This window comes from Flavobacterium sp. MMS24-S5 (assembly GCF_050320125.1).
GTDB classification, from domain to species: domain Bacteria; phylum Bacteroidota; class Bacteroidia; order Flavobacteriales; family Flavobacteriaceae; genus Flavobacterium; species Flavobacterium tyrosinilyticum.
In genome coordinates, this window is sequence record NZ_CP190016.1 from 2,770,129 (window position 1) to 2,783,360 (window position 13,232).

The 13,232-nt window shown below is 31.3% G+C and carries 13 protein-coding genes and 1 pseudogene; 10 read left to right on the plus strand and 4 right to left on the minus strand.

The genetic code is table 11. From position 1 onward, the window contains the following. Nucleotides 1-127: 127 nt before the first annotated feature. Nucleotides 128-1,057 carry a DUF6427 family protein gene (locus tag ACPWTF_RS12790; protein WP_427875710.1) on the plus strand — a complete coding sequence of 310 codons (930 nt, stop codon included), beginning with the start codon at nt 128-130 and terminating at the stop codon, nt 1,055-1,057. Here ACPWTF_RS12790 and upp read toward each other — a convergent pair. After that, on the minus strand, nt 1,052-1,705 hold the full coding sequence (upp, locus tag ACPWTF_RS12795) for a uracil phosphoribosyltransferase (protein ID WP_427875711.1): 654 nt from the start codon (nt 1,703-1,705) through the stop codon (nt 1,052-1,054). The two genes, ACPWTF_RS12790 and upp, sit on opposite strands and share 6 nt — an antisense overlap. Before the next feature lie 110 nt (nt 1,706-1,815). Here upp and ACPWTF_RS12800 point away from each other — a divergent pair, with 110 nt between their 5' ends. Next, a complete protein-coding gene (locus ACPWTF_RS12800; protein ID WP_250834620.1) occupies nt 1,816-2,421 on the plus strand; it encodes a DUF4254 domain-containing protein in 606 nt (201 codons plus the stop codon). A gap of 43 nt (nt 2,422-2,464) precedes the next feature. Next, nucleotides 2,465-3,475 (plus strand): glycosyltransferase family 9 protein, encoded by a 1,011-nt coding sequence (locus ACPWTF_RS12805; protein ID WP_427875712.1) that lies wholly within the window; start codon nt 2,465-2,467, stop codon nt 3,473-3,475. A gap of 197 nt (nt 3,476-3,672) precedes the next feature. Here the strand turns inward: ACPWTF_RS12805 and ACPWTF_RS12810 are convergent, their stop codons facing one another. The 3 genes from ACPWTF_RS12810 to ACPWTF_RS12820 all read right to left on the minus strand — a co-directional run bounded on the left by ACPWTF_RS12810 (nt 3,673) and on the right by ACPWTF_RS12820 (nt 5,768). Beyond that, nucleotides 3,673-3,951 carry a hypothetical protein gene (locus tag ACPWTF_RS12810; RefSeq protein ID WP_427875713.1) on the minus strand — a complete coding sequence of 93 codons (279 nt, stop codon included), beginning with the start codon at nt 3,949-3,951 and terminating at the stop codon, nt 3,673-3,675. A gap of 295 nt (nt 3,952-4,246) precedes the next feature. Further along, nucleotides 4,247-4,555, minus strand: a complete 309-nt coding sequence (locus ACPWTF_RS12815; RefSeq protein ID WP_427875714.1) for a hypothetical protein — start codon at nt 4,553-4,555, stop codon at nt 4,247-4,249. Between the two features lie 160 nt (nt 4,556-4,715). Then, complete coding sequence (locus tag ACPWTF_RS12820) at nt 4,716-5,768, minus strand: 2Fe-2S iron-sulfur cluster-binding protein (protein ID WP_427875715.1); 1,053 nt, start codon at nt 5,766-5,768, stop codon at nt 4,716-4,718. A 128-nt stretch (nt 5,769-5,896) separates the two neighbouring features. On the opposite strand from ACPWTF_RS12820, the gene ACPWTF_RS12825 reads away from it, so the two are divergent. The 7 genes and pseudogenes from ACPWTF_RS12825 (at nt 5,897) to atpB (ending at nt 13,200) form a co-directional block, all read left to right on the plus strand. Further along, the gene (locus ACPWTF_RS12825; RefSeq protein WP_427875716.1) at nt 5,897-7,357 is read left to right on the plus strand and encodes a DUF5687 family protein; all 1,461 of its coding nucleotides are present in this window, start codon (nt 5,897-5,899) and stop codon (nt 7,355-7,357) included. A gap of 81 nt (nt 7,358-7,438) precedes the next feature. Then, the gene (locus tag ACPWTF_RS12830) at nt 7,439-8,134 is read left to right on the plus strand and encodes an ABC transporter ATP-binding protein (protein ID WP_427875717.1); all 696 of its coding nucleotides are present in this window, start codon (nt 7,439-7,441) and stop codon (nt 8,132-8,134) included. Between the two features lie 90 nt (nt 8,135-8,224). Continuing rightward, nucleotides 8,225-10,837 carry a tetratricopeptide repeat protein gene (locus ACPWTF_RS12835; protein ID WP_427875718.1) on the plus strand — a complete coding sequence of 871 codons (2,613 nt, stop codon included), beginning with the start codon at nt 8,225-8,227 and terminating at the stop codon, nt 10,835-10,837. A gap of 12 nt (nt 10,838-10,849) precedes the next feature. Next, entirely contained in the window at nt 10,850-11,248 is a 399-nt protein-coding gene (locus tag ACPWTF_RS12840; RefSeq protein ID WP_250834613.1) for a bactofilin family protein, read from the plus strand. Beyond that, nucleotides 11,229-11,456, plus strand: coding sequence for an AtpZ/AtpI family protein (locus ACPWTF_RS12845; protein WP_095930601.1), 228 nt, complete (start codon nt 11,229-11,231; stop codon nt 11,454-11,456). Before ACPWTF_RS12840 ends, ACPWTF_RS12845 begins: the two co-directional genes overlap by 20 nt. Nucleotides 11,457-11,514: 58 nt before the next feature. Continuing rightward, complete coding sequence (locus ACPWTF_RS12850; protein WP_427875719.1) at nt 11,515-11,907, plus strand: hypothetical protein; 393 nt, start codon at nt 11,515-11,517, stop codon at nt 11,905-11,907. 118 nt (nt 11,908-12,025) lie between these two features. Beyond that, a pseudogene (gene atpB, locus ACPWTF_RS12855) lies at nt 12,026-13,200 on the plus strand (F0F1 ATP synthase subunit A). Nucleotides 13,201-13,232 lie beyond the last annotated feature (32 nt).

Here is a 13,232-nt window from a genome sequence, read left to right on the forward strand (position 1 = left end):
ATGTTATTTATTGTTGTGTAATGCCTTGAAGATAAAATTCGGTAAACCAAATCTTTTTTTCAACTTGTTAGGTTTTTCCTTTTAAACAAGTATTATCTTTACAATCACAAAAGTATAAAATATCCTTATGATAACAAGTGTTTTTAAAAAATCTACACCATTAAATTATTCATTGGTTGTAATTTTAATACTGGTTTTCTTTTTTATGTTCCAAATTAAAGACCCATCTTGGGTTACTTCTTATTTTTTGGCTTTTCAAAAAGTGAGTTTGTTGTGCTTTATTTTGGCTTCTTTTTTTATGATTAATTTTATCGTAAAAAAGAATGGGCTTAGTAAAGACAACGGTTACGCGATACTTTTCTACTTGTTGTTCATTTTATTTTTTCCAACAATCTTTAACGACTCCAATGTTGTCTATGCCAATTTTTTCATTTTATTGGCGCTTCGAAGATTAGTTTCGCTGCAATCTCTAAAAGCATCAAAAGAAAAAATATTTGATGCTGCATTTTGGATTTTTGTAGCTTCTTTATTTCAATTTTGGAGTATTCTCTTTATAATATTGGTTTATATCTCTATTATTTTTCACGTTTCAAGAGATTATAGAAACTGGGTTTTGCCTTTTATAGCACTTTTGGCCGTAATAATTTTATTCTACATGACATCATTAATTTTGAATATTGATGCTTTAGCTTTCATTCAAGAAAGAGCTGTAGTCGATTTTAGAATAGATTATTTTAAGAATAATTATGAAAACGCGGCACTTTCTATATACACAGCTGTAGCGCTATTTTTTGTTACTTCCATGCTAATGACACTGTCAAACAGACCACAAATTGTACATTCTTCATACAAGAAAGTTGTCGCTTGTTTTTTTATAGCAGTCTTTGTTTACATTATTTCGCCAAATAAAAGTAACGATTTATTATTGTTCAGTATTGCGCCATTAACAATAATGGCAGCAAGTCATGTCGAATATGTACAGCAGAAACTTAACAACGAAATTGTATATTATACCTTGATTGTGTGTAGTTTATTTACTTTTTTCTCTCAGTTATAATTTGCTTCCGTAAGCAAGATCGCCAGCGTCGCCAAGTCCTGGAACAATGTAGTTTTTTTCGTTTAGTTTTTCGTCTAAAGAAGCAACCCATAAGTGGCAGTTTTCTGGAAGATTTTTTTCGAGGTAAGCAATTCCTTCTGGAGCAGCAATAACAACAACAATATGTATTTCTGTTGGAGTTGCATTTTCTACTAATTTTTTATGAACAGCAACAATTGATTGTCCAGTTGCCAGCATTGGGTCAAGAAGCAAAACGGTCTTATTATTTAAATCTGAAATGGCTTGATATTCAACTCGAATTTCAAATTCGTCATCATTATTTGGATGATGTCTGCAGGCAGAAACAAAGCTGTTTTCGGCATGATCAAAATAATTTAAAAAACCATTGTGAAGTGGCAATCCAGCTCTTAAAATTGGACATAATACCAAATCGGCATCAATTTCTGTGGTGTTCTTAATTCCTAAAGGCGTCTGAATTTCAACCTTTTTATAAGGCAAAATTTTGCTTAATTCATAAGCCATAATTTCTCCAATGCGTTCAATATTTCTACGAAAACGCATACTGTCGTTTTGAACATTTACATTTCGGATCTGACCTAAAAAATGATTTAACACACTGTTGTTCTCAGAGATATAATGGATTTTCATATTATTTTTTTAGAAGAGCAATTGTTTTTTAAGAATAATTGAAAAATTGCTGTTTTTTTTCAAAGTATAAAAGTATAAAAAGTATCTTTGTTTTATAAAAAAATAAAAACATGTTTTCAAAATTAGCATATTCTGTTTTCGAGCAAAGCATCAAAGATTATCACCAGTTTGATAATGTAGATCAGCCGATCAATAACCCTTATCCAAAAGATAAGTTCGAGCATTTGTTATATCTAAAAAACTGGATTGATACCGTTCAATGGCATTTTGAAGATATTATTCGTGATCCGCAGATTGATCCAGTTGCGGCATTAACTTTAAAAAGAAGAATTGATGCATCAAATCAGGAACGTACTGATATGGTGGAATATATAGATAGCTACTTTTTACAAAAGTACAGTGATGTTAAAGTAAAAGACGGAGCGAAAATCAATTCTGAAAGTCCAGCTTGGGCTTTTGACAGATTGTCTATTTTGGCTTTAAAAATTTATCATATGAATGAAGAAGCTAATCGTGCTGAAGCTTCTCAGGAACACAGAGATAAATGTCAGGAAAAATTAAATATTCTTTTAGAACAAAGAACAGATTTATCTACAGCAATTGAAGAATTATTGACAGATATCGAAAACGGAGATAAATTCATGAAAGTGTACAAACAAATGAAAATGTACAACGACGATGATTTGAACCCAGTTTTATATCAAAATAAAAAATAATAATTTGGCAGACTTGTCTAGCAAAATTAAGCATATAGCCGTCATGAGACTATCCGCAATGGGAGATGTCGCCATGACGGTTCCTGTTTTACGAGCTTTTGTAAAACAATATCCAACGGTAAAACTTACCGTTATTTCTCGCCCATTTTTTAAACCTTTTTTTGAAGGAATTCCTAATTTGGAGTTTTTTGCTTTTGATGAAAAAGAAAGGCATAAAGGTTTTCCAGGTCTTGTGCGCTTATATAAAGACGTAAAAAAACTGAAAATTGATGCTTTTGCAGATCTTCATAATGTTTTAAGATCTAAGATTGTGAGTTTGTTTTTCGCTTTAAGCGGAAAAAAAAGAGCAACCGTTGATAAAGGAAGAGAAGGAAAAAAAGAATTAACGAGAGCCGAAAACAAGATTTTCAAACAATTGCCAACCATGTTTGAAAGACATGCAAAAGTGTTTGAAGAGTTAGGTTTTCTTTTAGATTTATCAAAACCAGCATTTCCTGAAAAAGCAGTTTTAAGTTCTGATATTTTACAAATTATCGGAAATGAAAATCAAAAGCTTATTGGAATTGCGCCTTTTGCACAATATGATTCTAAAGTTTATCCTTTGGACTTAATGAAAGAGGTAATTGAAAAATTGGCTGAAAATTCATCATATAAAATTTTACTTTTTGGCGGAGGAAAGAAAGAGATTGAAATTTTAGATTCTCTTGCACGACCATTTGAAAATGTAATTAATATGGCTGGGAAAATTAAATTTCAGCAGGAATTACAATTGATCAGCAATCTTGATGTCATGCTTTCTATGGACTCTGGAAATGCACATATCGCAGCGATGCTGGGTGTAAAAGTCATTACGCTTTGGGGCGCGACACATCCGTACGCAGGATTTTTGCCATTTAATCAAACTTTAGAAAATGCATTGACTTCAGACCGAAATCAATATCCACAATTACCAACTTCAGTTTATGGCAATAAAGTTGTTGAAGGATATGAGGATGCGATGAGGACAATTTTACCGCAACAGGTTGTTGACAAACTTACAGAACAGCTTTTATAAATATTTAGAAAACAGGCTAAAACGATAGTTACTTGCAAGCTTTGGAGAAGCGGAATATTTATAGCAAAGAATAACGTCTACAATATTAAAGCTCCAGAGGAGCGACATATTTTTTTATAATATAGTCGCTTCTTTGGAGCTTCTTTCGTTTATATAAATATTTTTTCCAGTTGGAGTATTGCTGGTAAAAATGATCTTTAAGCAATATTTTTGTTTAAATCGTATCTTTCATTAGAATCGAGGAAAGAATATCCGATAGTTTTTTTTCTTTTTTTGTTTACTATAATGGTGACAAAGTTATTTTTGTCTTCAGTTGACAATAGGATATGTTCGAATTTATCAGATGAATCTCTGTAAATTTTATAAATTAAGTCGTGATCTTTAATTTTTTTAGATAAAATTTTAGCCGATTTAAGTCTGCTTACATAAGGCCAGATATTAAAGATATTCGAATCTGTCTTTTTTACTTCTACCATTTTTTCGGTCAATGTTGAATTGTATTTTTCTCTTTCGAGTAACTTCGGCCTTTTTTATTTTTCATTTTTATAATAACTGCCAGAACGCATAGCGAAGCAGTTACAACCAGCATAATAAATAGATATAAATGAAAGTGTTGAACGTGAGCTGTCATGATATTTAATGTTTAAATGTTTGACAAATTTGATTTAGCTCCACAAATTCTCAAAACAATGAGAGTAAGATTGCCGTAATTATACTCCTAATTTAATGAAAAATCAGCAATATTTCTCCAAAATTTTGCTTTTATTTCAATTAGAGCCAAATCTTCTCATCACGGCAGCGACTGTAAATGTAACTTTTTAAATTTGCAATAGTTTCCTGATAATTTGGTGCGTCATAACCGTAGCGTTCATGTTCCATTTGTTCTCTTTCGATGGCATCACATCCTTTTATAACCTCTTTGATCATGTCGAGTAAAGCAAGTTCTTTATTGTCGGTTTTTTGAAATTTAAATTCAACAATTTCATCCTGAAGTTCTTCGCAGTAATCAACCAGCTTCATAACTTCTGGTTCTTCCAAAAGATATTCTTTATTTCTAAAAATTTCTAGTACAGATTTCATAAACAATTAATTTTCAAATTTTTAAATTCCAAATTCCAAGTTACATCTTTATCAAAGTTTTAAACTTCGACAAAGAGTAGAAACGCAATTAAACAAAAAAAATTCCAAATCCCAATTGAAAGATTGGAATTTGGAATTTTTGATATTGGAATTTGATTGATTAAACGTCGTCGTAATCAACATAAATGGTCTCTGATGTTGGATGTGCTTGACAAGTTAAAATTAAACCTTCAGCAATTTCGCCGTCTGTTAAAATAGAATTTTTAGTCATTTCTGCGCTTCCTTTTGTAACACGGCCTAAACAGCTGCTACAAATTCCGCCTTGACAAGAATAAGGAGCGTCAACACCTTGTTTTAGAGCTGCGTCAAGAATAGTTTGTTTTTTAGACATTTCAAAAGTAGTCTCTTCATCGTCTACCAAAACAGTAATTTTTGTATGTCCTTCTTGAGAACCCTGAATTTCATGTTCTTCAGAAGAAGACGTAAACAACTCAAATTTAATTGCAGATTCTTTTACATTTTTCTCTTTCAAAACATTAGAAACGGTGTTAATCATTTCTTCTGGTCCGCAAAGGAAAAACTTATCAAATTGAAGTTCTTTGTGTTTGTTGTTTAAAACAAAATTCACAGCCGATTTTTCAATTCTTCCAAATAAAGCATTTTCAGCTTTTGCTTGACTGTACACATAATGCACAAAAAGCCTGCCTACATATTGTAATTGCAAATCGTGAAGCTCTTGATGAAAGATGGTGCTTTCGGGAGTTTTATTTCCGTAAACCAATACAAATGAACTTTTTGGTTCATTTTTTAAAACCGATTTTATGATAGAAAGAACTGGAGTAATTCCGCTTCCTGCAACAAAAGCCGCGTAGTTTTTTTGTCTTTCAGCATCTGGTTCAAAAGTAAATTTACCTTCAGGCTGGCCTACTTCTAGAACATCTCCCGCTTTTAAGGTTGTATTGGCAAACTGAGAAAAAAGACCTTTTTTTACTGCTTTTACAGCAATTCTTAATTCGCCGCTGTCTGGTGCAGAGCAAATAGAATAAGCACGTCTAATTTCTTGGTTATCAAGAGTTAATTTTAAATTTATATATTGGCCTGCTATAAATTTATAGTCAGATTTTAGTTCTTCAGGAACATTAAAAAGAATCGAAACAGCATCTGCAGTTTCGCGTTTAACCTCTTTAATTATAAGTTTTAAGAATGAAGGCATGATAGAATTTTTATGCAAAAGTAGCAAACCACTATTAAAATTTTAGCACGAAATTATTTTTTTTAACTTTTTTTGTAACGTTTTCCTACATTTGGTCTCTTACTACAAAAATATTAAAACCATAAACCATGATTAAGAAGTTTATTTATCTCGAATGGAAGGCCTTTATTAGGTCGGCATCTTTCGGTAAAAATCTGACAATGAAAATAATAATAGGTTTTTTGATGATCTATTTTTCATTAATTTTTATTGCTATGGGAGTGGGGGCATTTTATATGCTTAAGGAAATGAATTTGGAACCTCTGGCAACTTTAAACAAATTTCTAATTTATTATTTTCTAGGCGATTTAGCAGTTCGATTGTTATTACAGTCAATTCCTGTATTAAACATCAAACCTTTACTAGCTCTTCCTTTAAAGAAAACAACCATTGTTCATTTTTCTTTAGGCAAAACCATTTTATCTTTTTTTAACTGGATACATGCTTTATTTTTTATTCCATTTACAGTTGTCCTAATTTTAAACGGATATGATGTTGTCCAAATTATTTTTTGGCATTTGGGAGTAATATCTATTATTTACATTAACAATTTTCTGAATATTATTTTAAGCAATATTGATAGATTATTTGCTCTTTTTCTGCTGCTAATTGTAGTTCTAGGAGGTGCGCAGTATTATCAATTGTTTGATATTACAGAGTTTACAACTCCATTTTTTCAAAGCTTTTATGAAATAGATGGATTGTTCTTGATTCCGATTCTAGTATTAATTGCGTTGCATTATTTTACATTTAAATACTTCGAAAAGAATTTATATCTCGATGCAGGACTTTCTTTAAAACATGATGTTGCCTCTACAGAAAATCTTTCTTGGCTGAATCAGTTTGGTACTTTGGGGACTTTCCTTAAAAATGACATTAGACTTATCAAAAGAAATAAAAGATCAAAAACTACTATAGTAATGAGTGTGATCTTTTTATTCTACGGATTGATTTTTTTCGGAAATACACATCAACCGCCTGCTATGCAAATTTTTGCTGGAATATTCGTTTCAGGAGGATTTCTATTTGTCTTCGGACAGTTTGTACCTAGTTGGGATAGTTCATATTATCAATTAATGATGACACAGAATATTCCGTATAGAGGTTATATTACCGCAAAATGGTGGCTAATTGTAATTGCTACTTTTATTTCTACAATTCTAGCATCTTTTTATCTTTTTTACGGATGGGAAGTTTATCTAACTATTGTAGTTGGTGCAATTTATAATATTGGCGTAAATTCTCATTTGGTACTTTTGGGAGGTGCTTTTACTAAAACACCAATTGATTTAAGCAGTGCTGGTGGTGCCTTTGGAGATAAAAAAGCGTTTAATGTAAATTCGATGCTTCTGTCTTTGCCAAAAATATTCCTTCCTTTATTATTGTATTGGCTTGGACTTCGTTTTGCAGATAAAACTGTAGCATTAAGTTTGGTTGCAGGAGCAGGAATTTTGGGTTTTATCTTTAAAGAAAAAGTGTTTTCAATAATAGAAAAGAGGTACAAAATAGAAAAATACAGTACAATAAGTGCTTATAAACAAAAGGGTTAATTAGATAAATTGTCAATTTGAAAATGAGATCATTATCTTCATTTTATATCTAAAATCTGAAATCAACAATCTAAAATTATTATGATACAAGTAAATCAGCTTTCAAAAACATATAACGGAACAACAGTTTTAAACATTAATAATCTAGAAATCCCAAAAGGACAAAGTTTTGGCTTGGTGGGAAATAACGGAGCTGGAAAAACGACTTTTTTCAGTTTACTTTTAGATCTAATCCAGCCTTCAACGGGATATATAAAAAGTAATGATATTCAGGTAAATACAAGTGAGAAATGGAAATCTTTTACAGGATCTTTTTTAGATGAAAATTTCCTTATCGGGTATTTAACTCCAGAAGAATACTTTTATTTTATTGGTGATTTACGCAATCAGAATAAGGCAGATATTGATGCGTTGCTAGCAAAACACGAGGAGTTTTTTAACGGTGAAATTTTGAACAACAAAAAATACCTTCGCGATTTATCTAAAGGAAATCAGAAAAAAGCAGGTATTATTGCTACACTTATTGGTAATCCTGAAGTTGTAATTTTAGATGAGCCTTTTGCAAATTTAGATCCCACAACAGTGAGCCGATTAAAAAAAATTATCAAAGAATTAGCCGACGATCCAAATGTAACTGTTTTGGTTTCAAGTCATGATTTACAGCATACTGTAGAAGTTTGCAATCGAATTGTGGCGCTTAATAAGGGCGAAATTGTTAAAGATATTCAGACCTCAGAAGAAACCTTACAAGAACTAGAATTGTTTTTTGCTGTGTAAGAATTTCTATATTTCAAAAAGAAGCGTATTTTTACAAATGAATATACTAAAACCAATTTTTAGTAGTTATCTGTTTTAAACTCTTTTCTATTGAAAAAGAATACTCTTAAATATAGTTTTACTTTCGTTTTTTTATTCTTTTTGATAGCTTGTTCTACCAAAAAAAATACCTTTTTGGCTCGAAGTTCTCACTCAATCGGGACAAAATATAACATTCTTTACAATGGAGGAATTGGTTTAGACAAAGGTTTAAAGTCCATTCAGGCCAATAACGAAGATAATTTCTGGAAGCAACTGCCAATTGAAAAAATGCAGTTTGATGAAAATTTTTCTGAAGCCGAAAAAGCTAAAAACCCTGATTTTGAATTGGCAGAAACAAAAGCAACAAAAGCCATTCAAAAACACTCCATGAATATTGGCGGAAGAGAAAGAAACTGGCAGATTGACGAAGCGTATTTGATGCTGGGAAAAGCAAGATATTATGATCAGCGTTTTATTCCGGCAATTGAGGCATTCAATTATATTTTATACAAATATCCAGAAAGCAATAATATTTATACGGCAAAAATCTGGCGTGAAAAAACCAACATGCGTCTAGGTAATGACGCGATTGCTCTTAAGAACATCAAAATTTTACTTAAAAAGACAGATTTAGATAAACAGACTTATGCAGATGCCAACGCACTTTTGGCAGAAGCTTTTCTAAATCTGGAACAAAAAGACAGTGCTGTTTCTAGACTTAGAGTTGCAGAACAATTTACTCGAAATAATGAAGAACGTGCAAGATATCGTTTTATCCTTGGCCAAATGTACCAGGCAGAAGGAAAACGTGACAGTGCCATTTATTTTTATGATGCGGTTATTGATTTAAATAGAAAAGCAGATCGAAAGTACATGATGCACGCGTACGCGAAAAAAGCACAGATGTTTGATTATGGAAAAGATAATGATACGATTTTCTTGAAAACATTTAATAAATTGGTGACTGATCGTGAAAATCGTCCTTATTATGATGTTCTTTTTTATGAAATGGGAGTTTATTATGATAAAAAGAAAGATCAAGAAAACGCATTAAAATTTTACAATAAGTCTTTAGGAAGAAAATCTAAAGATCCGTATTTGATGGCTTCTGCCTATAGAAATATTGGAAACATGTATTTTAAAAATACAGATTACTCAATGGCAGCCAAGTATTATGATAGTACTTTGGTTAAACTGGATCCTAAAACTAGAGAGTTTGCATTTATAGAAAAAAACAGAAAAAATCTTGATGATGTAATTAAATACGAAGCTATTGCAAAACGCAATGACAGTATCATTAAAGTATATAATCTGCCACCAAACGATAAGAAAGTTTATTTCGAAAATTATATTGCAGAACTTAAAAAGAAAGACGAAGCAAAAAAACTTTTAGAAGAAAAGGAAAAAGAACGATTAGCTAATATAGACCGAAACTCTCAAGCAGATTTTTCAGGAAATGGAGCTGTTAATCCTAATTCTTTGGGTAAACCAGTAGAACCAGAAGGAGTTGGAATGCCTCCTGGAGGAAATGATAATGCTAGTTCATTCTATTTTTATAATCCAACAACAGTTGCTTACGGGAAACTACAGTTTAAAAAAATGTGGGGTAGTAGAACTATGGGCGGAAACTGGCGATTGTCAGGTATAAAAGGTGCAAATAGCGATGCTATGAATGATACGATTTCTACTAAAGAAGTTGCCAATGTGCTCAATGATACAATTGTGCCAGAAAAATATACTGTAGCCTATTATGTAAAACAGCTTCCAACTTCACAAACCGCAATGGATAGTATTGGCAAAGAGCGTAATTTTTCATACTATCAATTAGGACTTATATATAAGGAGAAGTTTAAAGAATATAATTTGGCTAGCAACAAACTAGAACAACTGCTTCAGAACAATCCTGAAGAAAAATTGGTATTGCCATCAATGTATAATTTGTATAAAATTTATCAAATTACAAATCCGGCAAAAGCTGAAGCTATAAAAGCAGAGATTTCATCTAAATATCCAGATTCGAGATATGCTCACATTCTAAACAATAAAGAAGACGATCCAAATTCTAGTCCAGACAAAGAATATCAAAAATGGTACAAACTTTTTGAAGAAGAACATTTTGATGAAGTCTTGGCCAATATTGATAATCTAATTAATCAATATTCGGGAGATGATATTGTTTCAAAATACGAATTGCTAAAAGCCAATACTTCAGGAAAAGTATATGGTTTAGAAGCCTATAAAAAAGGACTTGAGAACGTTTCAGATAATTACCCAAATAGTGAAGAAGGTAAAAATGCAAGAGAGATCTTAGAAAAACAAGTTCCTGTTTTGGAAAAACTTAACTTTACAACAACAGATACTAAAAACTGGAAAATACTATATCGTGTTGCAAACAACGATACAAAGGCGGTTAAAAGAATAGAAGAAGCAATTAGAGTATTTTTATTAGTTGAAAATTACGAAAGATTGACAACATCTCTAGATAAATACAATAAAACAGAAAGTTTTGTAGTTATTCATGGTTTAAAATCTGAAGCTTATGCAAATGATATTGCTGGAGTTTTTAGAGAAGATAAGAAATATAAAATCCCAGATCAAGCAATCATTATATCAAATGATAATTACAAAATTGTTCAGATTAAAAAGAATCTAGACGCATACCTTACCCCGAAAACCCCTTAAATCTTAACCGCCATGTTTGAAAAAGTAAAAAAAAACGGAACTGAACAATTAGGAAAAACTAATAGAATTGTTGAAGGAACATCAATAATAGGAGATATAGTCTCTAAAGCCGACTTTAGATTAGACGGTGAGTTGATAGGAAATTTTACTTCGCAGGGCAAAATTGTGATAGGAGCAAAAGGAGTTATTAAAGGAGAAATTATCTGTAACAATGCAGACATCGAAGGAGAATTTCATGGAAAAATAAAAGTTCTTGAAACCCTTAATATTAAATCGACTGCTCAAATTCATGGAGAAGTAGCAGTAGGAAAACTTTCTATAGAACCAGGAGCTGACTTTACAGCAACTTGCACTATGCTTGCGCATTCAAATACAGTAATAATGCTAGAAGATGGAAAAGGAGCCGAATAATAATAGGAGAAATAAATGGTTGGCATTTATTAATATTCCCTTTCAAATGGGAGTAATCATTTTCGTATTCTCTTATTTCGGAACCTGGCTTGACGAGAAACATCCAAGCCCAAAAGTATATTATAACACCATTTTTGTATTAGCCGGTGTTGGAGTTGCATTGTACAATGTAATCCGACAAGTAAACGATATCAATAAAACAAAGTAGTTTGTAAATAAAAATGCCTTAAGATAAAAGTTGCATCTTTGCACAAAAATTATTTTAAATGCTTTCAAAAAATTACAAACCAGTTTTCTATTTGTTATGTCTTGCTTTAGGAACTTATTGTATTCATAAAGCCGCTTTTTTATTTAGTGAAATTAGTACGGAGAAGTTTCATTACAGTTTAGAAATACTGTATTTTTCTTTCTTCGCGATTTCGTCTTTATTATACCTTATATTATTAGTAGTAAAAAAGAAGAATTTTGAAATTGTCGGAATGGCATTTTTATTTGGAACTTTTACACAAATGTTATTAGCCTATTTATTTCTTCAGCCGATCTTAAAAAATAAAATGGGAGAAAGCGATGTTGAAAAAGTCAGTTTTTTTATAACATTTGTGCTGTTTTTGTTATTTCAGACGCTTTTAACTGTCCGATTATTAAATGAAAAGCGTTAAAATAACAATTCTTTAAAACAAGGTTTAAAAATAATTTTTCATATCCTTTTGAATATTAATAAAAAATGTACCTTTGCACCAAATTTTAGAAACGTAAAAAAATAAGATTTTCCACGATATGGTGATTTCAAACAAACCACTCAGCTTTATTCTTCAGCTTTTGTAGCTTCTCTACCTATTATGGGTTTTGCAAATCAAGAGAATGATTCGACGCATGTTCAAACTGAAACAGCTCACGAAGAGAAAGTAGTTTCACATACTGCTCACGAAGAAGGGGAGCATGTTGCTCTTGATCCAAAGGCTAAAGTAGATGCTTTTATTGATCACCACTTACAAGATTCTCATGACTTTGTTTTCTTTTCAGATGAAAAAGAAAATAAACACTACGGTTTTCCATTACCAGTTATTTTAATTGATGGTGGTTTAAAAGTTTTCTCTTCTTCAAAATTACACCACGGAGAAGAAGTTGCAGAAGTTGATGGTAACTACTACAAATTAGTTCACGGTAAAATTTACAAAACAGATGCTGCCGGAACAATCAACTTTGATGAGCACGGTCATCCATCAAATGAAAAACCATTAGATTTTTCAATTACTAAAAATGTTGTTTCAATGCTTTTCGTATCAGTACTATTATTAGTAATGTTTACTGGTTTAGCAAGATCATATAAAAAATGACCAATCCCAACAGGATTTGGTAGAGTTTTAGAACCATTAGTAATTTTCATCAGAGACGAAATTGCTGTTCCAAATATTGGAGAGAAAAAATACCGTAAATACATGGGTTACTTATTAACTGTATTTTTCTTTGTGTGGATCTTAAACTTATTAGGAATGACTCCGCTAGGAATCAACGTTACAGGAAATATTGCTATTACAGTTTGTTTAGCAGCCTTTACATTTATCATTACTCAATTTAGTGCAAACAAAGATTATTGGGGACACATCTTCTGGATGCCAGGAGTACCAGTTCCAATGAAAATTATCTTAGCTCCAATTGAGGTTTTAGGAACATTAACAAAACCATTCGCATTATTAATTCGTTTGTACGCAAACATTACTGCAGGTCACGTAGTAATTATGAGTTTGATCGCAATGATTTTTGTTGGAAAAAATTTAGCAGCAGATTTGCCAATCTCATTAGGATTGACATTATTTATCTCTGTTATTGAAATTTTAGTTGCATTTTTACAGGCATTCATCTTTACAATGTTATCATCATTGTTTATTGGTATGGCAGTTCAAGATCATGATCATGCTCACCACCATGAAGACGAAACAGCAATTATTTAATTTAGAAGTTTAATTTTATATATATAAATAGT

Bases quoted from the DNA above. Each gene is read 5' to 3' on its own strand.
- ACPWTF_RS12845 (WP_095930601.1), top strand. From the start codon at position 11,229: ATGGAAAAGGAGCCGAATAATAATAGGAGAAATAAATGGTTGGCATTT.
- ACPWTF_RS12805 (WP_427875712.1), top strand. From the start codon at position 2,465: ATGAGACTATCCGCAATGGGAGATGTCGCCATGACGGTTCCTGTTTTA.
- upp (WP_427875711.1), bottom strand. From the start codon at position 1,705: ATGAAAATCCATTATATCTCTGAGAACAACAGTGTGTTAAATCATTTT.
- ACPWTF_RS12810 (WP_427875713.1), bottom strand. From the start codon at position 3,951: ATGGTAGAAGTAAAAAAGACAGATTCGAATATCTTTAATATCTGGCCT.
- ACPWTF_RS12850 (WP_427875719.1), top strand. From the start codon at position 11,515: ATGCTTTCAAAAAATTACAAACCAGTTTTCTATTTGTTATGTCTTGCT.
- ACPWTF_RS12800 (WP_250834620.1), top strand. From the start codon at position 1,816: ATGTTTTCAAAATTAGCATATTCTGTTTTCGAGCAAAGCATCAAAGAT.
- ACPWTF_RS12790 (WP_427875710.1), top strand. From the start codon at position 128: ATGATAACAAGTGTTTTTAAAAAATCTACACCATTAAATTATTCATTG.
- ACPWTF_RS12825 (WP_427875716.1), top strand. From the start codon at position 5,897: ATGATTAAGAAGTTTATTTATCTCGAATGGAAGGCCTTTATTAGGTCG.
- ACPWTF_RS12820 (WP_427875715.1), bottom strand. From the start codon at position 5,768: ATGCCTTCATTCTTAAAACTTATAATTAAAGAGGTTAAACGCGAAACT.
- ACPWTF_RS12840 (WP_250834613.1), top strand. From the start codon at position 10,850: ATGTTTGAAAAAGTAAAAAAAAACGGAACTGAACAATTAGGAAAAACT.
- ACPWTF_RS12815 (WP_427875714.1), bottom strand. From the start codon at position 4,555: ATGAAATCTGTACTAGAAATTTTTAGAAATAAAGAATATCTTTTGGAA.
- ACPWTF_RS12830 (WP_427875717.1), top strand. From the start codon at position 7,439: ATGATACAAGTAAATCAGCTTTCAAAAACATATAACGGAACAACAGTT.